Genomic DNA, 25227 nt, shown 5'->3' on the forward strand with positions numbered 1-25227 from the left:
CCCCCGACAAATTGTTTTGATACATTGTCGGGGAATTTTAATGACCCGACCCTGAGCCGGGTCGACTAGATCGCCAAATCACGTAACGCATACGTCAATGCGCGGTCAATCAACGAATTCGCCAGCAAAGTTGTCGCTGTTCCAGAGCGGTAGCGAGCTTCCAAGTCCGCTGCGGAGATCGAGAAGGCTTGGTCGCCCAACCGATTTGCAAATATAAAACTACTTCGTTTTGGACTAATCCACGCGAGCTTAAAGCGAGTCACTTGACCATCCTCTTCATTGAAGTCTAGCCACATCCCCGTTTCAAGTGCAGCAACTTGTTTCATTGCCTCATCGTCTTCCTGCACGACCTTCTCTTGTGCAAAACGATCCAAACGTCGATTGCTCGCTCGCTGTGCGATGTTGACGGCGATTTCCAATTGACGCCTCGGCGACAACTCCAGTGGTGCACGTGCCATCGCTGCATGACGTTCCGCCAATTTGGAAAAAAATAGTACTCGATCTGGCTCATCCCAGCGAATCGCATTCAGCCAAGCATTCAATAAGGTCAACATCGAAGGTAGCTTGGAAATTAACTCTTTACGTTCTTCAGGACTATTTTTGGGCTTTAAACTCCAAATCAAATCATCCATCGTTTTCAAAGCGTTTTCCAAAGCGTGGGGCTTTTCATCCTTCACGCTGTGAGCAATGGTCAAAATACGTATCCACTGCTCCTGTAAAAAGACTTCTAAAAATCCGGCAACTTCGCCTGTCTCGACACGAATAGCGACATCGTGTTCAGCAAATTCCCGCGCGATTCGCATCTTCTCTTCACTCAACGCTGTCTGAACAGGCTGACTTATCGCCTCCTGAGCGCGCTGCTCTTCGTCTTTCAAATAACTTTCGAGATCAGATACCACATCAGAAAACAGATCAATTTGCTCATCGAATTCGGTTTGGACTCGTTCAACCACATCTCCAATTAGACCCAAGAGTGGATCAGATTCACTCGCTTCTTGATCGAGCAAAATGCCTGAATTTCCCAGCATATCCAGCAAAATTCTCGCTGGATGATTTTCGCGGAAAAAAAAGTCACGATCCAATAGTGCTACTCGAACGATTGGAATCTGCAATTGTCCCACCATACACTTAATATCATCACCTAAACTTTGATCCGCAAAAATATAATCAAATATTCGCGCGAGCAATTCGATGGTATTTCGTTCAACCACGCTCAATTTTTGCGCCGAACCTGCGTGCAATACTTTGTGCAATCGCGATTCATAGTGGGCGTGTGTTGTTTCTTGCTGCGCAATCCGCTTCTGCATCTCCAACAAGTCAGCAAAAAAATGCTGATCGACGCTGGCTTTGTCGGCATCTTCCTCGTCAGCCTCCAGATCGAGCTGATTGGTCAAGGTGTCACTGACTTGCGCCAAACTATGTAAATCGAAATGCGGATCGCTGTGAGCTAATTCGATTTGACCGGAAAAAACCCGGCGAAGTTTATCTTGCAAATAAGGGTCAAGGCTAAAGAATTTTTGTGCCGGTAAATAAGTCGCTCCCGCATGCGAAGACTCGCTCGCAATTTCACTTTCAGGATGAATCCCTCGTGCCATCAATTCTTCATTAATTTCCTCCAAAATTGGAGTCAGTTGCAAGAAAATAGATGGCTGCAAAAGTCTTAGTACAAGTAAATGCGTCGCTGGATCCGGATCTAACTCTATCCATGCACGATGCACCGCATCGACAAAAATCTCTGGTCGAAAAGGATTCTGGCTCACATCGATGGGCATACGATTCAAAATACGCCCAATCAAAGTATTCAGCAACACCAACGGCTCGGCATTTAGGACTTCTAAAGCCTGACTCGCATTACGAAGCAAGATCTTTGCTTCCATTTGTTCATAGGTCTGCGCCGTAGTATCGAGTTGTGCGTCATCCCTTCTTGTCCGCTTTTTTGTATTGAAAACACTGACTTCTTTACTCAAAGCCGCGTTAATTTGACCCGCGACCAAGCGATAAAACGCCGTGCTATTACGCATCACCAATTGATGTGCTTCAAAACTAATTTTGGCTTCATCAGGTCGAATTGACTGATCCGATAACTTAAAAAGCTCGTCAGCTAATCGCGTCGAAAAACCTTCCAATTGTGACGAAACCAAATTAGTTGCAAGCGGCACCATGTTTTGCAAGATTAACAGTCGCGCAGCATTCGACGACTCTGCTTTTTTCCCGGCAGCCGTCATTGATCTCGCGGAATTTCTCTTGGTTGTAGCCTGAATCTCAGGGATGAATGGGATCGTGTCCATATTTATGTTTTGTGATGACAATCAAAGGTCTGGAGGCCAAGTCGTTGATGGTTTCAAAATCAACGTGTGTGGTATGCCTCCGTAGCAAAAGTAATCACGACGATCAAGGCTACCGCAAACAACAACACGAGCAAAAGGCGACCAAACTTTGGACTCCCATCATCAGAAGTGTCATGCATCGGTTTACTCGACTTTTCTTCGCTCATAAATTATTCCTAATCATTACTACCAATCGCCCCGATAAGTAAGCGTCATAGGGGAAGAGTATATGTTGTTTTGTGTCAATTCGACTAGGGTCGAATGTCGATTTGTGAACGAAGCCACGACGAAATCAACAAAATAAAAGGAATTTCGGTAAATTCGCAGGATTTCCGCGCTTTCACGATACCAATTCTTATTTTTTGCTCAACAAATACATACCGATCATCACCAAGCAAGACCCTACAATTTGCCAGCCGCTGATTGGCTCATTCAAAATAAAAACGCCCAAAATCAGTGTTGAGACCGGCCCAATCATCCCTGCTTGAGAGGCGGTCGCGGCGCCGATTCTTTGAATCGCAAACATCGTCAAAAAAACTGGAAAAACAGTGCAGACGATCGCGTTCACGAAAGATAAACTCAACACGACTTGCGGTTGGACCAAAGTCGATAAAGGCTTGAGGAGAACAAATTGCAATAGGCATGCAATGCTCGATACGCACATGGCATAAGAAACCAAACGAAGTGGGCCGATCCGAGCAACCATCTCTCCAGAAAGTATTAGATAGCTCGCATAGGCAATGGCAGATCCCAATACCAAGCCCGAACCTAACACTACACTTGTTCCAAGAAATGAAAGATCGTGCATAAAAACCAAAACAATACCTAAATATGCAAGTCCCAACGACAAGAATTCGATCGAACGCACTCGACGCTTGAACCAAATTACATGAATCGTGAGGACAAAAGATGGCGTTAAGAACAGAATTAAACGCTCCAATCCGGCAGAGATAAACTGTAGTCCAAGGAAGTCGAGAAAACTCGACAAATAATAACCAAGCAATCCGAGCAATAGGAGACGCCATCGATCAATAGCATCTAATTTTGGATGCCGGCGTGCCTGCCAAATCGCGACACATGCGAAAACGGGCAATGAAAACAACATACGAAAGGCGATGACGGTGACGGCGTCAAGTTGATAGCGATAAAGTAGTTTGGCAACGATCGCCTTGGTGGAGAATAAAATTGCACCAATGATTGCCATGCCGAGACCAATAAGCTGATTCTGTCTACGTCTCGTTTCATTCATCAAAATCAAAACATCACTCCCTTAAATAATGCCCATCTTCCCGTCACGGCGCATTGCGAGACTACCAAAGTGATATCTCGAACGAAGATTGAAACGAGTATTGTGCGTGCTCAGTTTGAAATCGAGTATCGAAAGTTTGGGTTTCAATACATGTCTTCACCATTCATTGCGGTAATTGAATCTCAAAACGGGCACCGCCCAAACTCGAACGGGATACGATCACCAATCCGCCATGTCGGGCGATAATTTGCTTTACGATAGACAGACCGAGTCCAAAACCACCTGTCGCACGGTCTCGACTACGATCTAGTCGGTAAAAGGGTTCAAAGATAGCGTCATATTCTGACTCTGGAATTCCAGCGCCATCATCCTCGACGACAATTAGATACCGAGTGGATTTATTTTGTCCAACCGAAATTGTATTATTTGAAAGCGACAACAATACCCGCTGATCTGCGTATTTCATCGCGTTTTTGAGTAAGTTTTGAATCGCACGTAGTAACAATCGTTGATCCCCGTAGATCAGACCATGCGCGGAATGGTTCTGAATTTGTAGATCGATGTGATCGGGAATTGGCGGCAATTGTTGAACACTCAAATGCATCAGCTCGTCCGAAGAAATAAATTCTTTTTGAATTGCATCTTGCGCATCAATCTTCGCCATGTTCAACAACTCGGCGACAAGTTGGTTCAACTCACCCAAATCATCCTGCATCGCTACGATGCGCGTTACTTGTTGATGATGACCTTGCGAAATTAATTGTTCCTGCAAAATCTCCAATGCAAATTCAAGGCGGGCAATTGGAGTTCGCAACTCATGCGAAACCGAATGCAAGAGCGACTTCTGCGCACTCAACAATTCCTCAATTCGGCCTGCCATTTGATTAATTTTTTCTGACAAGGGATAAATACTTGCGCGCTCCGCCATGTTGGAGCGCGCTCTCAATTTACCCTCGCCAATATCAGCGGCAACTTTAGACAATGCTTGAATATCTCGCCAGTGAGCTCGTGACCAATAAGCAATGGGAATCAATAGGACGAATGCGATAATCACAAACCGAAGAATTTCGAGTTGCACATTGAACCAATAATCGATAGGCAAATTCTGCACAGACAGTACGTCTTCTTCACTACCGATATAGCGCTCACCATTCAAATCAACTCGACGATAAAACGCCTTGTTGGCGGCATCCATCACAATTGCACCGCGCAATAATTTTTCACGTTGACCTCGCCCCATTTTTTCAAGGGCGATTCCCATTGGGATCAATTCAAATTGAACTTGCGAAACCTCTCGAACCTTATTTAATCGCGCCAGCCACTCGTCGGTTCCAGCTTTATCGATATATTGTTCTAGCAAAAAAATCTGTGGGGCAGCTTGATGTTCCGCATTCTTCTCAATTGGATCGCCAAACAGGCTTATCACTACAATGTAAACAAGCGCTGTCGCGAATCCGATCGACAGTAAGACTGGAAACAAAAAACGTAAGAACAGGCGATTCAATGCCAGCTACTCCTATGTAAATGAACAAGTGGCATTCGGCGCCATGATAAAGATTTCTTATTTATTTTATCGAATGCTTAGGCCAACGTGGATCTTTTTACAGGATTTCTCTTCCTTTTGGAAATTTTTTAAGCTTTGTACAAATTGAAGACAAATTCCCTTTAATTCGCGGATGAATCAAAACCTGATCGCCTCTAAGATAACAATACAGATGATTGACGTGTCATATTTTGAAAGGATCGGTCTGTGCGAAATAACATATTGCAACTTGTTGCGATCGTCAGCCTGCTCACTTTGGCAGCCTGCGGTGGCAGCACGACAGAATATCAAATCAAAAACGGACAGACACCTGCACCGATTGCCACAAACGAATTTATCGCCATGGCAAAGACGGCAAACTGTGCAGAATTCAAAAATCGTTTGTTGGTAATCGATCAAAAGTATGTTCTTTGGGATAAAGCAGGCTCGTGCAGCGATGCGTCCTACTCTCGTAGCTTGTATGGCAATACAACACAAAATCTCCTGTGCAGTCATGTCGACAGCATTGCCGGTCCTCGTTTTCATTGCCAGGATGTGAGTGCGAGTCAACTTTTTAGAACAATCGTCGACAATATCGATCAAACGGACTTAGGCTTAGGAAAACAGCATAGCGTGCAAGCATTGACTATCCCAGAACCATTGCTAACCGTACTACCGATCAAGGTGTTGAGCATTCCTTTTTACACTAGCTTGGATATTGACTGGTTACTTATCAAAGATAAAGCTGGCTGGGATCAGTTTTGGCGGGCTTTTACCGTGAAACCAGCTGCCTCACAGCTAGTGCCTGATTTTAACGCGAGCATGACCCTCACGACTTTTTACAAGACTGCCAATTCATGCAGCATCACCCGGTTCTTGAAATTAACATCCGACGGCCAGCAAGTACGGGCAAATTTTTTTCGAGAGGACAGAATTGCACTAGAGAAGTGTAACAACGATGCGGCTTTCTCGACCCCGATGCAAATGATCGAGTTACCAAAGATTTTACTTCCGATCGATCTAAAAAACGTTAGTGCTAATTTAATTCAAGACAACGCCATCGCGACAGGAGAAAACTCTGACATAGAGATCGCACAACAATTAGTGATTCGCGATCAAGCAAGCTGGCATCAGCTTTGGAAACAACATGCAAACAGCGCATCACCCATCGTTGATTTCAACAAAAAAATGATCATCGCCGTTTTTCTTGGCGAGAGAAATTCGGGTTGTTCGGGACTCCAAGATGTCAGAGTTTGGCGAGATAGTCATGCCATCAACGTCAGCTTTTTCGTTCGACAAGCGGGCCCCCTCGATCTATGTACGGCGAATATCACGCGTCCTTACTACATCAGTGAAATTGACCGTTCGTCTGATACAGTCGAATTTAACCAAGTGATCGTACCAGCACATTAATACGATTTGTGATCAAAATTTACACCAAATTGCCACGATTCAAACATGAAAGTATTTCTCGATTGTAAAATGGTCAAACCTTTAGAACATTTCTAGCAATCCCGAGATTTAACAATGAGAAAAATATACGCTTTTTTTACCGTTGCATTGGCTAGCTGTAGCAATGCTTACGCACAAAGCCCCGCACAAAATCTGATGCCTGATGGCAGTCATGATATGTATGTTGGCTTGGGTATATTGTCTCGTCCGTTATATGAAGGTGCGATAAAAAATAAGCAAACCTTGATGCCCGTGGCACAGATTCAATGGAGTAATGGCTTGTTTCTAGCAGGTATGAGTGCAGGCTGGCATCTTTCGAACCAATTTGATGTCGAGTATGGCCCCATTCTCACGCTGGAACCAAATCGCACCCCGTCGGGAACCTCAAATAGCATTCATGTTGCCTATGACAGTCAATCCGGTTTGGTGGGACCTGAAAGTGCAGGTAGAACTCAGATAAAGAGCACAAACAAACTGGTTGGTATGGATGATTTGCGTACTCGCTTGTTGATGGGCGGTTTTTATAATCGCCAATTGACTAGTAATCTGCGTTTCACAAACACTTTCTTAGCTGGTGCGGGTAATAATAAAAAAGGATTACGTTGGACTAGCGACTTGCGTTACCACTTGAAAGATATTGCGCCCCACCATCAATTAACTTTTGGTATTGGGGTTAACCTTGTTAATGATGCCTATGCGCAAAGCTATTTTGGCGTCAGTGATAGTGAAGCAGGAAGAAGCATTAATCCAGCTTATTCGGCAAGTGGGGGAATTAAAGACTACCACGCAGATATCTTCTGGAACTGGAATTTAAGCTCAGCTTGGTTAATCACTTCGAAACTGAATGTGTCCCGACTACAAGAAGTACAAGCTAGCCCATTAATAGATCGCAAGACAAATTATTCGATTTCCACTGCACTCGCTTATCGTTTTTAATTTATCAACTACAAAACTTGTATTTACTCATCGTGACCTTACGCCAAAAATTCCTTGCCATCTTACTCGCATCTTCTGCATCCATTGCAGCAGCGCAGTCAGCTGACGACGCTATACGCGCAAAGGATGCGGAATGGATGAGCTATCGCGATGCTTACAAATCCATGTTGTGGTTCGAAAAATTTGGCAAGGCAAAGAATTTGATTCAATGGCACCTGCAAGTTTTCCCAAAAGATAAAAACATCTCAATCGAGAGTTTACGCTTGCATATTCTTAGCAAAAGTACGCACTTGGATTTAAGCTTGGATCCTATTGGACGTGCTAGCCTCCCCCTCTTAAAAGCAGCTTATGATGAAAACGCAGAATTAGTTTTGAATCAAAAAGCCGGACAAGCAGGTTTCCGATTTCGCACAAGCATTAACTTACGTGCTGATGGTATCTACGAGATTGCCGATCTACGAACTGCATGCGAGCAAACACTGGCATTTCAGTCATACATGGGCATGACAACTGGCACTGGAAGAAAATGTATTGGCGTACGATTTGCGTTTGCGAAAAAAGATCAGGCCGCACAAATTGAAATTCGACAAACCAATCAAGCTGTTCAAACTCTAACAATCACTGACAATACAGCAGTCTGGAGCGAAACCGCCAGCAATCTTAAAACTGGGAATTACCTGTTTGCGAATGCGAGTGACAAAGGCCAAATCATCACTCGTACGACACCGTTGGTCGTGATCGCTTTAATTGAATAAAAATGCGCATCCATGGGGTTCGATTAACACCAAGCTCTTGATAGATTTCGTATCGGTCAAGAAGAATACGCGAAGTTATCGATTCGCAAGAAATCCAAAAGTGTTTCGCTTTCGCTGGATCTCAAATGGAATAATAAACAATTCCCTTCGGCAGATTTAATCCCAGGCGGACGGCGAAAACAAATACCCCTCGCCCCACACTGTCTTAATTTTTTCTGACTGCTGATCGTCAAAACGGCGGCGTAGTCGAGAAATTAAATTATCGATACTACGGTCTAGCCCATCAAATTCTATCCCACGCATTTTCTTCAAAATGTCATCGCGAGAAAGTACTTTGCCGGGCGCCTCAACCAATACCATCAATAATTTGAATTCTGTATTCGATAAATCAACCACCTGCTGACGCCATGTCACAACTCGGTCGCTGCGGGATATGTGCAAGCTACCAAAATTCAGACTTTCTGTTTCAGTCTTTAAGGAAGCATTTTGACTCGGGATTCTTCTTACTAGAGCGCGCAAACGAGCAAGCAAAATTCGCGGTTGGACAGGCTTGCTGACGAAATCATCCGCTCCTTGTTCTAAAGCTGACACCTCGTCATAAGAATCTTCTCTCGCAGTAAGGATCAAGATGGGAACCTTGCTAATATCGCGAATTTGCCTGCATACAACCATTCCGTCCATACCCGGCAACATCAAATCGAGAACAACCATGTCCGGTGGATTTTCAGTAAATCGCGACAGGGCCAAATCGCCGCGGGGAACCAAATCAACCGTAAATTCATACGCTTGTAAATACTCGATAACAAGCTCTGCCAGACGCTCATCATCCTCAACTAACATCACACGATACATAGCAATTCTCCTTGCGTGCGATTGTATAAGGCAACGGGATTTACGGCAATCGATTCAGGAGAAGGATTTGCAAGAAATCATTTCAACTCTACGGAATAAACCATCAATCTTCAATTTTCAATTTTCAATTTTCAAATAACGTCGGATTGCTGATTTTAAGGAGGGCATCTGCTTCACGACTTGTTCAAAAATAATCGGTGTTCGAGAAAAATCCGCGTTTTTGCCTTTTTGCTCCAAAGCACGCGCAAGTTCCTCTATCGGCCTAGCATTAAAATTCGCAACCAGTCCCTTCAGAGTATGAGCGCTACGATATAACAACTCGGCGTCGTGTCGATCTAATGCAAGCTGCACTTCTTCAGTCATTTTGTCGCAGCCCTCCAAAAACATGGGGGCAATAATATCTAAAACCTCGGTGTCACCCTCGTGAATTGCGGCAAAAAAATCAAATTTAAGACCATATTCATCTGTGGCTCGCGGGGTCGCTTCCAATTCGATAGTTTGCGCTGGTTCTGACGGCCGACGTTCAATTCGATTTGTCGACATGAGGCTCGACAACAACTCACGCAATGACTCTGATTTGATCGGTTTCGAAAGATAGTGATCCATCCCCGCTTCTAAACATCGCTCTCTATCGCCGGGCATGGCATTTGCCGTCATCGCAATAATCGGGATATGCTGTCCATTTGATTCGAGACTGCGGATGATTTGCGTGGCTTCAATCCCGCCCATTTCAGGCATCTGCATGTCCATCAGGATTAAATCATAAGCTTGACTCTGATACTTTTCGATACCAACAATGCCGTTCTCCGCGACATCGGCGTGGTGTCCCCATTTCTCCAATAATGACAACGCTAGTCTCTGATTAATCAGATTGTCTTCGACTAACAAAATATTCAATTTATCGCGTGCAGTAACGACGGGGGCAGGATCGACGACTGAGTAATGCATCGCACCGCTTGGCAAGCCGCGCATGATTGCGTCAATGGAACTCTGTAATTCTTGTTGACTAAGCGGCTTCCGAACATAGCCATCAATTTGAAGTGCTTCGCAATGTTGTACATCATCATGCCCTGCAGCCGATGACAACATCAGTATCTTTGTCGTGCCAACTAAGCCTTGCTTCTGCAAGGACTCGACAAATGAGAAGCCGTCCATTTCAGGCATGCAAACATCAAGCAATATTAGGTCAGCTGGCGCATGCTTATCATGCATCTCTGTGACCACCAGAATCCCCTTCGCTGCCGAGTCGGCGAGCTGAACCGACATCTGCCAATTCATTAGCGTATCCAACAAATATTGTCGATTAATCGCATTATCGTCGACGACTAAAACTCGCATTCCTTTAAATTCGATAGGCGCAGAGAATTGTTTCTCTGCACGACTAACCCCAAAAATCGCATTAAAGTAGAAACGACTACCAAGCCCCGATTCGCTTTCAACTTGCAGCTCACCTTGCATGCTTTGGACTAAACGTGAGGAGATAGAAAGCCCCAATCCAGTTCCACCGTATTTGCGGGTCGTCGACGCATCAGCTTGACTAAATGGCTCGAAAATATGCTCGAGTTTTTCTTTTGGAATACCGATCCCGCAATCTTTAACCGAGAATAGAATCGGCATTTCACCCAAATTCGACTCAGCGCCGGCCCGATTTATTTCGACAGAAATATCACCGCTTTCACTAAATTTAATGGCATTGCCGACCAGGTTTGTTAAAACTTGCCGTAGCTTGCCTGGGTCGCCAATTAAGAGATCTGGAATCGATGGATCGATACGATAGACCAATTCCAAATCGCGCTCTTCAGCGCGAAGTGCCAATGACTTTAATGTCGTCGCAATTAACTCGCGCAAAGGAAATTCAATATTCTCAAGAACCAGCTTACCTGACTCAATTTTAGAAAAATCCAAAATATCATTGATAATACCCAGCAAGGCATGAGAAGAGACCTTCACCAAGTCGAGATACTCCCGCTGTTGCGGTTGCAAATCGGTATCTAATGCCAACTCTGTCATTCCAATGATGCCATTCATCGGTGTTCGAATTTCATGGCTCATCGTCGCGAGAAATTCACTTTTCGCACGACTCGCAGATTCAGCACCCATTTTCGCTTGAATCAATGCGGATTCAAATTCTTTGCGACTCGTGATGTCACGACAAGAGCCATAAATACTTCCATCTGGGAGCAAAGCCGCATTCATTTCAACCGGAACATGCTTGCCATCTTTCCTAACCAAACGAATTTCCTGACGAATCAATTTACTTTCGGCCAATTGACCAGCAAATGTCCGACGTGAGACTTCGCGATGCGTCTCTGGCAAAGTATCATAAATGCTCATGCCTATCAGTTCGTCACGTTGATATCCCAGCATTTGGGTTGCAAGATCATTCACGTAAGCCCAGCGTTCATCCTTACCAGCAACAAACACCGCATCCGCTGCGTTATCGAGCATCATACGTTGTTTATTTTCACTCTCCCGCAACGCTTCATCGGCAGCGCGACGCGCAGAAATATCTTGGAATGCCGCGACCGATCCAAGAATCTTTCCGTCTTCAAAAATGGGAGATGCGACGATCGAGATCGGCAACAGACGCCCCGATTTATGCTGGAAGTATTCATTATCGGAACGGAAGACCTCGCCTTGCCCTACCGCGTGCGTAATTGGACAGTCTTCCCGATCGACATGGTCACCATGCAAAGTCATTGAATGAATCAAATCGTGCAAAGTTTGTCCACGCATTTCATCGAAGGTCCAGCCCAAAATCTTTTCAGCCTCGGGATTGACGAAGGTACAACGGCCATCGGCATCAAGCGTATATACCCCTTCGCCCAACGTATTCATAATATTTTTGAGTAGCCGTTCGCGTGAAGCGATTTCATCCTTTAAAAAACGTTCGTGCGTGATATCCGTGCGAATTGAAATAAATTGATAGGGAATTTGATTTTCATCCAGGAAGGGAACGATGGTCGCATTCGTCCAATAAAAACTTTTGTCCTTCGCCTGATTACGAATCTCGCCGTGCCAAACCTTGCCACTACTAATCGTATTCCACATGCCCTGAAAAAAGTCTTTACTATGCAATGCGGAGTTAACGATTCGGTGATTGACGCCAATTAATTCCTCCCGAGCATATTGGCTAATCTCACAGAATTTATCATTGGCATAAATTATGTCACCTGAAGCATTTGTGATGCTCACGATCGCATGTTCATCCAGTGCAAACTGTTGATTTTTAATTGCAGCCAAAGCATTTTGCAATTCGCTTCGCGTATTCAGAATTTCGACCACTAATCCCGCAAGTAAAGTACTGAGATTTTCAAGGCTTTCTTCATCGGCCAAACGTTTCCCTAGTTGCGCTAGAACTTCATTTGTGGTGTCACGCAAGGTTTGCATGACAGAACGACGCATCTCGGCTTCGTGACGTAAAGTGATGTTTGCATTGGTTAATTCTTCGGAACTTAATTCTAAACTACGCTTGCCGAGCGCCAAATCACGGTCTGCTTGTTCATAGGCTTCTTCAACTTGTGAAAAAAATTGCCGCATGCCGCGTACCACAGTCAAGGCCTGATCACTCAGTGGCTCACCTTCTTTCAAACGATCAAATTCGTCCAGAACAAGGGCAAGTTGTTCTTCATTTTGAATTCCCAACAAACGCTTGAATTGGCGCGTTGCAAGTTTGTGTGCCATTCTTCCTCAACCTTTACCCATATAACGCAATCCAACAACCAAAATTCTAAGCATTCTTCTCTGTCAAATAGGTGATCGTCATAGTTTGATTATGCAATCCACAAGTTTGTACTTGGTAGCCAGGACTAATTTCCCCATTTGAATAAAATCCACAAATCACCGTACTATCACCGAGTACATCCTGAACTGCCTCCAATTCCTCATCAACCCGGCCACCCATCACCAACTTACGTCCGACGCAACTAACGAGCAATCCCAAGGACTGTCCTGCGCCTGCGCTTTTACCGTCCAAAACAGCGTTCGCTGCGGTTTCAGCGCCATCTACCAAATCGTTGGTATGTGCATGCATAAGCCGCAAGTAACCATCTGGGTTAATCGCACCGGCTAGGACAAGGCTACCCTCGCTTTCATTGACCCCAAGGATAGTCCGTATTTGTCCCAAAGATTCGCGGGCGTCTGTAAGCATTTCGAAAGGAAACAACAAACCAGAACCAGGAAGATCTTTGGCATAGTCGCCAAGGTAGCGCTTATACACCTCGAGAGCGGGCTCACCATCGAGTTCATACAAGATATTTCCAACACAACGTGTGACCTTACGGGTCGGCCCAAAGGGCTTCCATCCCCCAAAACTACCGTGATAAAAAACCAAATCATCGCCGCCCAAGCCAATACCGACAACTTGAGAAGTTGAAACACCGGCATTGGAAATGGTGTAGGTTTTCACAAAGGCTCCATCATCACCTGCAAGTCCGCCTGTGATCGGAAGCGTTGGACCTAATTGGCTCACCATGCCATCGATCAAAGCACTTCCGTTAATACTAACGCCTTGGCCAAACACCATCGCAGCTCGTAGATCGGGCCTAAGCAATTTGCGAGCGAGTTCTTCACCCGTTTGAAAAGACTGCTCCATATTCGCTAATTCGGCCGTTGCAACCTGAAACGCGATGGAAGCAAATCGAATCGCCGTTACAACCGTCGTATGATTCAATACAGCACTTCCAGCAATCTCACCTGCCGTTGTACATCCCACAATTTGCGCTGACGAAAAATGTTTTTGCAGCAATTCGGCTAACAAAGGATTTGCAAAATGTTCGACTGCACCAAAGACTAAAACGAGTTGTGGCTCGAGTGACACCAAACTCGCTAAGCGATCCGCATCACTCTCCAGATTGTTAAGTACAACTTGTGCGATTTTCATAAATAGTCCTATGTAAAAAGTGAAGGCATCTCGGCTAATTTTTGCATCACAGGTAAATTACAAGTGCGGTTCTTTGGTTCTAATTTGATAATATTAATGGCTCTTAATAGGAACCAAATCGCTTGAGGTCATCTTTATCTTCTTGATACTTTTCACGTATCGTCATGACATCAGTCAGACGAGCGAGAAATGCATCCACACATTCAGGATCAAAGTGTTTTTCACGCCCTTCTCGCAACAAATCCAAGGCCTGTTCAATCGGCCAAGCAGGTTTATAAGGGCGTTCCGAAGTGAGTGCGTCAAACACATCGGCCACGGCAACGATACGCGCGACCAAAGGTATCTGCGTACCAATCAAGCCTTGTGGATAGCCACTACCGTCATATTTTTCGTGGTGTGATAAAGCAATCTGCGCACCCATTTGCAATGTCGAAGAGGCACTTCCATCTAATATCTGAAATCCCAAAAGAGCATGACTTTTCATAATACTGAACTCTTCAGGCGTCAACTTACCAGGCTTCAATAGGATGTGATCGGGAATGCCAACCTTGCCGATATCATGCATCGGGGCTGCTTCCAACAACATTTGCTGTTCTTCTAAGGAGCAACCCAACTGCTCGGCAATGAGACGCGAATAATTGGCCATACGGACGATGTGCGCTCCCGTTTCAGGGTCCCGCGAGTCGGCGGCTTTTGACAAACGTAAGATAGTTTCTTGTTCGCGTGCCCGAATTTCCTCGGTTGCTTTCAACACCTCGGCATTCAGCCACTCAGCTCGGTCTTCCAACATCCGTTGGTGGCTACGCAATGTGAGCATATTCTTTGTACGAGCTAAAAACTCTATGCGATCAACTGGCTTGATCAGAAAATCATTCGCGCCCACTTCGAGAGCCTCATACCGCAACGCAACCTCGTCATTCGCGGTGATCATCAAAATTGGAATATCTTTACAACGAGGAAAAGCGCGAAAGCGACGAATGAACTCTATCCCATTCATGCTCGGCATCATGTAATCGACTAAAACCAAGTCAGGAATATGCGATTCACACCATTCCAGAGCCCGCTCTGGCTCGAGGAAACTCAAGGACGAACAATGTTCTAACTTGTCGAGCAAGCGACATAGCAACGTTACATTGATCTGTGCATCATCAATGACCAGTACCTGCATTTCCATTTCGCAGCCCTCAAACTGTCACATCAGGAATTGCCACAAGCATTGCTGTGGTGAAACCAGTGTAACGTATTCCAGCTACAAAGCTAAAGGCATAAATGCAGAAATGTTACATTTAAGAAAATTTGACAATAAACCCAAATGACTTTAACCGAAATCAAAGGATTCAGCGTACTTTCATGAAGAGGATTTAGTGTAGGCAATTCAGTTTAATCCGCTCCTTATTCTGCACAATTTTGGAGCATGGGCTGGCGAATTGCACGTATAGACCTTAGTCGTCTAACAAGGCTATACGGGAAGGGAATTGCACAGCAAATTGACTGCCGACACCCGGTACAGAATCGATCAGAAGATGGGCATGATGACGGATCAATACGTGTTTGACAATTGCCAAGCCAAGGCCTGTACCCTGCGTTTCGCGGGAACGGCTTTTATCCACTCGATAGAAACGCTCAGTAAGCCTAGAGATATGTTCTGGGCTAATACCTATCCCATTGTCTTGCACATAAAATTGCGGTCCCTGTTGGGTATTTTTCCAAACCAGCTTAATGGTCCCATTCACTGGCGTATAACGCACCGCATTCGTCACCAAATTGCTGAGTGCGCTACGAATTTCGTCACTACTACCTTGAATGTCTGGGCCATCAATTTCACAAGAAATCTGATGCTTGCCCGCTGATAGTGCCTCGGCCTCTTGCACAATTTGCGATAACATCGAATGTATGCGCACGCGCTCGGGTCGCAATTGAAAGTCGGCAGACTCAAGCCGACTCAGGGTCAGCATATCTTCGACAAGACGTTGCATCCTCTCACCTTGTTCGACCATCAATTTGACATGTGAGTTACGAATCGCCACATCCAAATCGGGCTGCATCGTAGCAATTTCCAAAAAGCCATTAATGACCGTCAGTGGGGTGCGCAATTCATGCGACGCGTTAGCGATAAAATCTCTGCGCATCATATCGATGCGCTCTGACTCAGTGATGTCGTGTGTAACCAAGATTTGACGTCGATTTTCAAAAGGTATCACGTGTACAACGAGCTTACGTTCTCGCACCGATAAAATTAGAGGCGTCTCATAGCGCCCCAAAATAATATAGTCAATAAATTCTGGAGCACGAACTAAGTTGGTCACACGCATCCCTTTATCGCGTGCTAAATCAAGTCCCAGATCACGTTCAGCAATCGGGTTACACCATTCGAGAAACATGACGTCGTCCATAATGACAACGCCGTCAGGCAACAGAGTCATCGCTTGCCGAAAGCGAGCGAGCCACTCGGCTAATTCAGATTGGTTTTTTTCATCGCCGCGGCGCAGTTTATACAAGCGTGAAAAAATCTCTGTCCATGCACCCCATCCATCGGGAAGTCGCGCACTACTGGGATTATCCAGCCAATCAGACAGATTCAACAAATACTTGAGCTGCACAAAAATCAGCGACAACATGCCGAGCAAAGCGAGCGCAAATCCGGTCGTCAAACCAAAGAAGTAGCCACACACCGCGGCTGTACCAAGCACAATGCCGAGACGCACTGAAGCAGAAATCCAAAAAATTAGGTGAGGATGCATTGTTTAGATTTGCAATTGAAAAGAAGTCATGCGACAAATAGTCTACTTTTGGGAGATTAATCGAGAATCGTCGCCGCTAGTCGAAAAACTAACTATTTTTTATTTTTCCGACAACATATATCCCACACTACGCACGGTTCTGATCAAGCCCTCCGCCTCTTTCAACACTTTTCTCAAACGTAAAACATGAACATCGACGGTACGCTCCTCAATAACCACGTGGTCCCCCCAGACTTTATCTAATAATTGACTACGCGAAAAAACACGCTCTGGATGAGCCATGAAGAATTTAAGTAACTTATATTCCGCATGTCCAATTTCAATTTTCTTGTCATCGATTTTGACCGTGCAACTGACTGGGTCAAGCAGGACGTTTGCAATCGCCAAGCTGGTTTGCGCGTGCTCAGGGCTCTTACGACGCAGCATGGCCTTAATTCGTGCCGTCAACTCGCGCGGCGAAAATGGTTTTGTAATGTAGTCATCCGCGCCATGATCGAGTCCAGATATTTTGTCCTCTTCCATACTTTTAGCCGTCAACATAATGACTGGCATCTCGTTAAAATTGCGGTCGCCACGAATGCGCGATAATAGACGCAGACCGCTTTGATCAGGCAGCATCCAATCCAACAAGATCAATTGTGGTGTCCGATGTTGTAGGAACTCCCATGCCTCTGCAGTGCTACCAACTGGAACGGTGTTCCATCCTGCACCTCGCAAGGTAAAGCAAATTAATTCACTGATCGCGGGTTCATCTTCTACGATCAAAATCGTGGTTTTATCAACTGACATAGTTTATTTTTTTATATAAATATTTCCACGCGCATTTCAATTCAGTAGAGTCGAAATGCGCGGGCCATTGTAATGTCTCAAGTCCATCTCCGCTTAACAATCGCGATCACCTCGTTTAAGGTATCACTCGCCTTGATGTTGCTTATCTTGTTTGGTCGCGACATAGTCAGAATGACGAATATCCCTGCCTTCAACAATATAAATCGTATGTTCGGCGATATTCTTTGCATGATCTCCAATGCGTTCTATCGCTTTAGCAACCCACAGTGCATCCAATGCGAATGAAATAGTGGCAGGATCTTCCATCATAAAGGTGATCAGATTACGCATAATTGATCGAAAATCACTGTCGATAATTTCATCAAATGCGATCAATTGTACGGCTTTTGCGTCATCGTGTCGGGCAAATGCATCAAGCGATTGATGCAACATTTGTCCAACACTGTTTGCCAAGACACGCACGGTTTCATAACCACTGAACATGGCATTGGTACGATTCTTACTTGCCATTTCTTGTGCGATTCGCGCGATCTTGGTGGACTCGTCTCCGATACGCTCAAGATCGGTAATCACCTTTCCTGTTGCCATCACCGTCCGCAAATCGTTCGCCGCAGGTTGACGCTTTACGATCAGATGGCTGCACATATCATCTAGCATAACTTCAAGACGATTTACTTCCTCATCGGATTTAACGACCGCTGCCGCATGCTCGCTATTTCCAGTGCGATAGCAATTCATTGCATCTTGAAAATGGTTCTCCACCAATCCGCCCATCAATAACACTTGAGAGCGGATTGCTTCTAAATCGTGATTGTACTGACTTGATGAATGTTCGCCTGTCATATTGACTCCTGAATTCTGAATGGTCTAACGCTAATTTTTGAATGAAGTTGTATCGTCTGTTGATTAACCGAAACGACCAGTAATGTAATCCTGGGTCTCTTTGCGCACAGGATTCATAAAAATATTGTCTGTCTCACCGAACTCAACTAATTCACCAAGGTACATATATGCCGTGTAGTCAGAACAACGTGCGGCTTGCTGCATGTTATGCGTCACTATCGCGATCGTGTAATCCTCTTTTAACTCATTAATGAGTTCTTCTATCTTAACTGTCGAAATCGGGTCAAGAGCCGACGTCGGTTCATCCAACAGCAAAACTTCAGGCTTTACTGCGACACCACGAGCGATACACAAGCGCTGCTGCTGACCGCCCGACAAGCTCAATCCGCTACTCGTCAGTTTATCTTTCACTTCATTCCAAAGAGCGGCTTTTTTCAATGACCACTCTACGCGCTCATCCATTTCTCCCTTAGACAAGTTTTCATAGAGGCGAACACCAAACGCAATATTGTCATAGACAGACATAGGGAAAGGTGTTGGTTTCTGAAAAACCATTCCGACTTTCGCACGCAATAAATTGATATCTTGGCCAGGCAACAGAATATTTTGACCGTTGTAGATAATTTCACCTTCTGCTTTTTGGCCTGGATACAAATCGTACATACGATTAAAAGTTCGCAACAAAGTCGATTTTCCACAGCCAGACGGACCAATAAACGCGGTCACCTTCTTGTCATACACCTTTAGATTCACGTCGTGCAAACTACGATTACTGCCATAAAAGAAGTTCAAGTTTTTTGTTTCGATACAAGCTTTTGGCTCAACTACGGGATTTGTATTTGGAATCATGATCGTTCAACTCTTCATTATTTGTTGATTTTTTGTGCGAAAACAGTGCGTGACAAAATATTCAATGCCAACACGCTAAAGGTCACCAATAAGGCGCCCGTCCAAGCCAATCCACGCCAGTTATCGTAAGGACTCATCGCAAATTGGTAAATCACAACAGGCAGATTTGCCATCGGCTTATTCATGTCTGTATTAATAAATTGATTGTTCAAAGCTGTAAATAATAACGGTGCCGTTTCACCCGAAATACGAGCAACAGCCAATAAGACGCCTGTCAAAATGCCAGCCTTCACTGCTTTCACCCGAATGAACAATGCGACTTTCCAACGTGGTGCGCCAAGTGCAAACGCAGCCTCGCGCAAACTAGTCGGCACTAACGCCAGCATATTGTCTGTGGTTCTCACCACAACAGGAATCGCAATCAGCGAAATTGCAAATGTCCCTGCCCAACCTGAAAAATGCTTAATATGAGCAACATAGATCGCATACACAAACAAGCCGATCACCACGGACGGTGCAGACAGCATAATGTCGGTTACGAAGCGGGTTAAATCACTGAACCAATTTTTCTCGCCATACTCGGCCAAATAAATACCCGCCAAAATTCCAATCGGCGTACTAATTAAAGTCGCAAACCCTACCATCATCAAACTGCCGACCAAGGCGTTGGCTAAACCCCCACCTTCTTCACCGGGAGCTGGCGTTGCTTCGACCAAAGCAGACCAACTTAAGGACCCAAATCCCTTAATGACCAAAGTAAAGAGAATCCACATGAGGAAAAAAATACCTAAGGCCATCGCAGCGGTAGACAAGAAAATTCCTATCTTGTGTTGACGCAGACGCGACTTGTAAACTGAGTTCACGGCAGTTGGGGTCATTTCACACCTTCTTTTCTTTTCATACTCAACAACAGCAATTTCGCAGAAGCCAACACAATAAAAGTAATGACAAACAAAATCAGACCTAACAAAAACAAAGAAGCAACATGTAATTCTGACTCTGCTTCGGCGAATTCATTCGCCAAGCTAGAAGCAATACTATTTCCGCCGGCGAACAAGGACCAATGTAATTTATGCGCATTCCCAATCACAAAAGTAATCGCCATCGTCTCGCCCAGTGCACGGCCTAAACCGAGCATTACGCCGCCAATGACCCCAGCGCGGGTGTAAGGCAAAACAACTTTTCGAACGACTTCCCAACGCGTACATCCCAAACCATAGGCAGATTCCTTCAAAACCGGGGGCACAATTTCAAACACATCGCGCATCACCGAGGCAATAAAGGGAATAATCATAATGCCGAGAATAATGCCTGCGGTCAGTACGCCAATCCCGATCATCGAGCCCGAGAACAAAACGCCAACGACTGGCAATTTACCCAAAGTATTGGCAAGAAATGGCTGCCCATACGTACTGAAGAAAGGGGCAAACACAAACAATCCCCACATACCGTAAATAATACTTGGCACCCCGGCTAACAACTCAACTGCTGTTCCCAAGGGACGCTTTAGCCAAGCGGGGCAAATTTCTGTCAAAAATAGGGCAATTCCAAAACTAATCGGAAAAGCAATCAACAAGGCAATTCCTGAAGTGACCAAGGTGCCAACGATCGCAATCATTCCACCATATTTATCATTAATCGGATCCCACTCTATCGTCGTAATAAAAGCGAATCCAAACTCTTTCATTGCTGGTAAGGCACCGTAAAACAATGACACCACGATACCTACCAACACCAACAAAACCAGAAGCGCAAAACTAAAGGTCAGTTTGTGAAAGAAAAAATCTTGTAATTTTTGTTTCCGCATAGCCGAGCTATGCTGAGTTGTTTGCGTATTTGTCATCACTTGACTGACTTCCTGTTGTTCATTTCTACCATCTTGAAATGACGAGTTCATCGCTGGAGTAGACATGCTTATTTGCTTTATGTGCAGACATCCCAACACGCGGTTGAGATGTCATTTTTTATCACTAAAAAAACTAGATTAGTACAATGCTTTACCAGCAGCATCTTTCAAGTTCGCCTTCCAACTCGCTTGAATTAACTTCACGACGTCTTTTGGCAAAGGAACATATTCCAATTCAGTTGCCATCGTTTCACCATTCATAAATGCCCAGTCAAAAAACTTGACAACTTCTTGTGTGTTTGCAGGATTTGCCGGCACTTTATGCAACAAAATAAAAGTCGCTCCGCTAATTGGCCAAGTTGTTTTACCAGCTTGATTGGTCAGAATCACACCCATCCCTGGTGTTTTCGCCCAGTCTGCACCCGATGCTGCAGCTTTAAAATTGGCATCATCCGGTTGAACGAATTGACCGTCCAAGTTCTTCACTTGGGTATGGATCATCTTATTCCGCTTAACGTAGGCATACTCAACATAGCCGATCGCGCCCTTAATACGTTGCACGTTTGCAGCAACGCCTTCATTACCCTTACCACCCAAACCAACTGGCCATTTGACCGCAGTACCAGAACTTACGGTCGATTTAAACTCTGCACTCACTTTTGACAAGTAGTCAGTCCAAATAAAAGTTGTGCCAGATCCATCAGAGCGATGCACGACCGTGATGTCTTCTGCTGGCAATTTCACGCCCGGGTTAATGGCAGCGATCTCCGCAGCATTCCATTTTGTCACGGTACCCATGTAGATTTTTGCCAAAACTTCGCCTGTCATTTTTAACTGACCCGGTGCGACGCCTTCCAAATTCACAACAGGGACGACACCGCCAATCACGGCTGGGAATTGCATCATGCCATCGGCTGCCAATTCTTCCGGTTTCAACGGCATATCCGTTGCACCAAAGTCGACAGTTTTCGCTTTGATCTGTTTAATCCCGCCGCCTGATCCAATAGATTGGTAGTTAATAGTGTTACCCGTTGCTTTTTTGTAAGCATCTGCCCATTTAGCGTAAATTGGGTAAGGGAAAGTCGCGCCAGCGCCAGTCACTTCGGCAGCATGCACAGACGAAAAAGCCAATGCAGCACCCGCCGCGATGACTAAAGACTTAACAATACGATTAAATTGCATATTGACCTCGATTAAATGGGAAAACAAACCGGTATGTTATTTTTCGCACTGCCTAACTAAATCATTGCTTGGATGGTCTGGCAATGCAACAACATGTGCCGAACTTTACAAGTCGAATATGACAAGAATATGACAAACAAAATTTGTCTATGAAAATCGGAAAATAAAGGTGATTTTTTGTCATAAACTTGTCACAAATGACAAATAGAATCCCTATGGATTTTTATGCTGTCGCAGGCAAGGCCTCGACTACAATGACTTGAATGTAGAAAAGAGAACGATGAACCACGATGTCACAATTGGCTCCAATGGCGCAAATGACACGCCAAGCGTAGTGGAAACAAACGCCACAGAATTACATCCTAACGACAGTCCGGTTACCAGCATGAATATAAAAGCAAGTAATGATAGTGAATCGGCATTGATGGCTACCTGGGGTCTGCCGCGATCAGGGATTTATCTTGATCGCGAAATGTCACAAATTGCTTTCAACTGGCGTGTCTTGGCTCAGGCGGAAGATAAATCGATTCCTTTACTTGAGCGCCTCAAATACTTATGCATTGTTGGGAGCAATCTTGACGAATTCTTTGAAGTAAGGGTCGCCAGCCTTTTAGCCCAAAATATCATTGATGGTCAACTAGCGCAGCATGCCGCATTTACGTCGATGATGGAACGAGTCGCGAATGAATGTCACGAACTAGCGACTCGCCAATATGAAGTCTTAAACCAAGAAATATTGCCTGCACTCTCGCGCAAGGGTATCCACCTCGTACGCCATAGTGAACGTACGGAAGCGCAACGGGCATGGGTTAAGTCCTATTTTGATCGTGAGGTTCGACCGCTACTAACGCCAATTGGGCTGGATCCAGCGCATCCCTTTCCGCAAGTTGTCAACAAGAGTCTCAACTTTATCGTCTCCCTCGCCGGAAAAGATGCGTTTGGAAGAGGAACAGCGATTGCCATTGTAAAAGCGCCGCGTGTGTTGCCCCGCGTGATTAAAATACCCGATGAACTGACTGAAAAAGGCATGGCCTTTTGTTTATTATCGTCGGTCATTCATGCGCACATAGGCGATCTATTCAATGACAGAGAAGTACTTGCCTATTCGCAGTTCCGTGTGACGCGGGATAGTGATTTGTGGGTTGACGAAGATGAAGTGAAGAATCTTCGTCAAGCGCTCCAAGGTGAATTACAAGGCAGACAATTTGGTGTTGCTGTCCGCCTCGAAGTAGCGAAAAATTGCCCGGAAGCGCTATCGCAGTTTCTTTTAGAGCAATTCTCCCTCAGCAAAGATCGACTCTATCCTGTGGATGGCCCAGTCAATATGGTGCGTTTATCTGAACTAATTGATCACGTCAATCAGGCCAATTTACGTTTCCCTGCTTTTTCACCGAAAGCCGATCCCAAACTGGCTCAAAAGAATATTTTTGATGTCCTTAATAAGCAAGACATTTTATTGCATCATCCATTTCAACCATTTCAAACGGTGATCGATTTCATCCGAACCGCATCACTCGATCCAACCGTACTTGCGATCAAACAAACGATTTATCGAACTGGCATGAATTCGGATTTAATGGAGTCATTGATTACCGCTGCTCGGATGGGAAAAGAGGTCACGGTTGTTGTTGAATTGATGGCCCGTTTTGATGAGGAAGCCAACATTAATTGGGCTGATCGACTCCAACGAGCGGGAGCGCAAGTCGTTTATGGCGTGGTGGGATTAAAGACACATGCGAAATTAGCACTCGTGATTCGACGTGAAGAAGGTGGGCGTTTGCGTCACTACGCGCATTTAGGAACGGGAAATTACCATCCATCGACAACACGCTTCTATACCGATTTTGGTTTGCTCACGGCACATCCCAAAAAAGCGGCAGAAGTCAATGAAGTGTTTATTCATCTCACTGGCTTAACGAAACCGAAAAAACTCGACTATCTGTGGCTTGCTCCATTTTCATTACAACCCAAGATTATTAGAGCGATTCGCAACGAAGCGCGCATTGCAAGAGAAGGACGCCCCGGACGTATCATTGCAAAAATGAATGCTTTGGTGGATGAATCGGTGATCCGTGCTTTATATGCAGCTTCAGCTGATGGTGTCAAAATCGACCTCATCGTGCGTGGCGCCTGTACCTTACGTCCAGGCGTGCCGGGATTATCTGAAAATATTAAAGTTCGTTCGATTATTGGGCGATTCCTAGAACACTCTCGTATTTACTATTTCCGGAATGATTTGGAACATGATGTCTATCTTGCGAGCGCAGATTGGATGAGCCGTAATCTATTTCGGCGGATTGAAGTCGCCTTCCCTGTACTCGAGAAAAGCCTAAAAAAACGCGTACTCAGCGAAGGACTTGAGCCCTATTTGAAAGACAATTTAAATGCGTGGACGCTTGATTCGAATGGCCACTATGAGCGTAAAAAGGCGCGTGGCAAGCAGAAACCATTCGGAGCCCAACAGTTCCTGATGCAAAGCCTTGGTTCTCCCGATATCGATACTTAAGCAAGACCATGGACTTAATCTTATGGCGACATGCAGAGGCTGAAGATCTCCACGAGGGGATCGATGATCACGCTCGCCGCCTCACCGCAAAGGGACAGAAGCAGGCACAAAAAATGGCCTATTGGTTAGATTCGGTTTTACCTGACAACTGCAGGATATTAGTAAGCCCAGCGCTGCGATCGCGCGAAACCATGATACCGCTTGCAAAACGCATGCGGAAATTTAAGATCGAAGAAAACATCGCACCGAATGCTGACGCCGGCGCATTACTTGATGCTGCGAATTGGCCGAACTCCCGTGAGAGCGTCTTACTCATTGGCCATCAGCCAAGCTTGGGACTGGTCGCCGCGCAACTCATCACTCCCACCCAACCAGAATGCGCAATACGTAAAGCCAATGTGTGGTGGATCACACAAAAAGAAAGAGATGGGGAAGGTTTGCGCACTTACTTAAAGGCGATCATGTCGCCTGATTTAGTCATTAAATCATAAATTTA

At 45.1% G+C, this 25227-nt stretch carries 20 protein-coding genes; 5 read left to right on the forward strand and 15 right to left on the reverse strand.

Features of this window, described 5'->3' with window-relative positions; all coding sequences use genetic code 11:
• Positions 1-65: 65 nt before the first annotated feature.
• The 4 genes from KDM90_RS05140 to KDM90_RS05155 all read right to left on the reverse strand — a co-directional run bounded on the left by KDM90_RS05140 (position 66) and on the right by KDM90_RS05155 (position 5080).
• Positions 66-2225 carry a DUF1631 family protein gene (locus KDM90_RS05140; protein ID WP_212674544.1) on the reverse strand — a complete coding sequence of 720 codons (2160 nt, stop codon included), beginning with the start codon at positions 2223-2225 and terminating at the stop codon, positions 66-68.
• A 122-nt stretch (positions 2226-2347) separates the two neighbouring features.
• Positions 2348-2494 (reverse strand): hypothetical protein, encoded by a 147-nt coding sequence (locus KDM90_RS05145; protein ID WP_212675059.1) that lies wholly within the window; start codon positions 2492-2494, stop codon positions 2348-2350.
• A gap of 188 nt (positions 2495-2682) precedes the next feature.
• A complete protein-coding gene (locus KDM90_RS05150; protein WP_230409625.1) occupies positions 2683-3531 on the reverse strand; it encodes a DMT family transporter in 849 nt (282 codons plus the stop codon).
• Between the two features lie 208 nt (positions 3532-3739).
• On the reverse strand, positions 3740-5080 hold the full coding sequence (locus tag KDM90_RS05155; RefSeq protein WP_212674545.1) for an ATP-binding protein: 1341 nt from the start codon (positions 5078-5080) through the stop codon (positions 3740-3742).
• 246 nt (positions 5081-5326) lie between these two features.
• Between KDM90_RS05155 and KDM90_RS05160 the strand changes: the two genes are divergently transcribed.
• The 3 genes from KDM90_RS05160 to KDM90_RS05170 all read left to right on the forward strand — a co-directional run bounded on the left by KDM90_RS05160 (position 5327) and on the right by KDM90_RS05170 (position 8241).
• The gene (locus KDM90_RS05160; RefSeq protein ID WP_212674546.1) at positions 5327-6511 is read left to right on the forward strand and encodes a hypothetical protein; all 1185 of its coding nucleotides are present in this window, start codon (positions 5327-5329) and stop codon (positions 6509-6511) included.
• 114 nt (positions 6512-6625) lie between these two features.
• Positions 6626-7486, forward strand: a complete 861-nt coding sequence (locus tag KDM90_RS05165; RefSeq protein ID WP_212674547.1) for a MipA/OmpV family protein — start codon at positions 6626-6628, stop codon at positions 7484-7486.
• A gap of 17 nt (positions 7487-7503) precedes the next feature.
• Entirely contained in the window at positions 7504-8241 is a 738-nt protein-coding gene (locus KDM90_RS05170) for a hypothetical protein (protein ID WP_212674548.1), read from the forward strand.
• A 156-nt stretch (positions 8242-8397) separates the two neighbouring features.
• On the opposite strand, the gene KDM90_RS05175 is transcribed toward KDM90_RS05170, so the two are convergent.
• From KDM90_RS05175 to pstS, 11 genes are all read right to left on the reverse strand, one after another.
• Positions 8398-9093, reverse strand: a complete 696-nt coding sequence (locus KDM90_RS05175) for a response regulator (protein WP_212674549.1) — start codon at positions 9091-9093, stop codon at positions 8398-8400.
• Positions 9094-9210: 117 nt separating this feature from the next.
• Positions 9211-12777: a PAS domain S-box protein gene (locus KDM90_RS05180; RefSeq protein ID WP_212674550.1), complete on the reverse strand. Its 3567-nt coding sequence runs from the start codon at positions 12775-12777 to the stop codon at positions 9211-9213.
• A gap of 46 nt (positions 12778-12823) precedes the next feature.
• Positions 12824-13975 (reverse strand): FIST signal transduction protein, encoded by a 1152-nt coding sequence (locus KDM90_RS05185; protein WP_212674551.1) that lies wholly within the window; start codon positions 13973-13975, stop codon positions 12824-12826.
• A 103-nt stretch (positions 13976-14078) separates the two neighbouring features.
• On the reverse strand, positions 14079-15143 hold the full coding sequence (locus KDM90_RS05190; RefSeq protein ID WP_212674552.1) for an HD domain-containing phosphohydrolase: 1065 nt from the start codon (positions 15141-15143) through the stop codon (positions 14079-14081).
• A gap of 274 nt (positions 15144-15417) precedes the next feature.
• Positions 15418-16716, reverse strand: a complete 1299-nt coding sequence (gene phoR, locus KDM90_RS05195; RefSeq protein ID WP_212674553.1) for a phosphate regulon sensor histidine kinase PhoR — start codon at positions 16714-16716, stop codon at positions 15418-15420.
• Positions 16717-16815: 99 nt separating this feature from the next.
• A complete protein-coding gene (phoB, locus tag KDM90_RS05200) occupies positions 16816-17505 on the reverse strand; it encodes a phosphate regulon transcriptional regulator PhoB (RefSeq protein WP_212674554.1) in 690 nt (229 codons plus the stop codon).
• A 123-nt stretch (positions 17506-17628) separates the two neighbouring features.
• Entirely contained in the window at positions 17629-18348 is a 720-nt protein-coding gene (gene phoU, locus KDM90_RS05205; protein WP_212674555.1) for a phosphate signaling complex protein PhoU, read from the reverse strand.
• A 63-nt stretch (positions 18349-18411) separates the two neighbouring features.
• On the reverse strand, positions 18412-19197 hold the full coding sequence (pstB, locus tag KDM90_RS05210) for a phosphate ABC transporter ATP-binding protein PstB (protein ID WP_212674556.1): 786 nt from the start codon (positions 19195-19197) through the stop codon (positions 18412-18414).
• Between the two features lie 17 nt (positions 19198-19214).
• Positions 19215-20075, reverse strand: coding sequence for a phosphate ABC transporter permease PstA (pstA, locus tag KDM90_RS05215; protein WP_212674557.1), 861 nt, complete (start codon positions 20073-20075; stop codon positions 19215-19217).
• Entirely contained in the window at positions 20072-21040 is a 969-nt protein-coding gene (gene pstC, locus KDM90_RS05220) for a phosphate ABC transporter permease subunit PstC (protein ID WP_230409669.1), read from the reverse strand. The genes pstA and pstC overlap by 4 nt, the downstream gene beginning before the upstream one ends.
• A gap of 141 nt (positions 21041-21181) precedes the next feature.
• A complete protein-coding gene (gene pstS, locus KDM90_RS05225) occupies positions 21182-22225 on the reverse strand; it encodes a phosphate ABC transporter substrate-binding protein PstS (protein WP_212674558.1) in 1044 nt (347 codons plus the stop codon).
• Positions 22226-22649: 424 nt separating this feature from the next.
• Between pstS and ppk1 the strand changes: the two genes are divergently transcribed.
• Positions 22650-24731 carry a polyphosphate kinase 1 gene (gene ppk1, locus KDM90_RS05230; protein WP_230409670.1) on the forward strand — a complete coding sequence of 694 codons (2082 nt, stop codon included), beginning with the start codon at positions 22650-22652 and terminating at the stop codon, positions 24729-24731.
• Between the two features lie 8 nt (positions 24732-24739).
• Complete coding sequence (sixA, locus tag KDM90_RS05235; RefSeq protein WP_212674559.1) at positions 24740-25222, forward strand: phosphohistidine phosphatase SixA; 483 nt, start codon at positions 24740-24742, stop codon at positions 25220-25222.
• The last annotated feature ends 5 nt before the right edge of the window (positions 25223-25227 follow it).

The sequence above is a fragment of the Affinundibacterium fentianense genome, from assembly GCF_018139545.1.
Lineage (GTDB): Bacteria > Pseudomonadota > Gammaproteobacteria > Burkholderiales > Burkholderiaceae_D > Undibacterium > Undibacterium fentianense.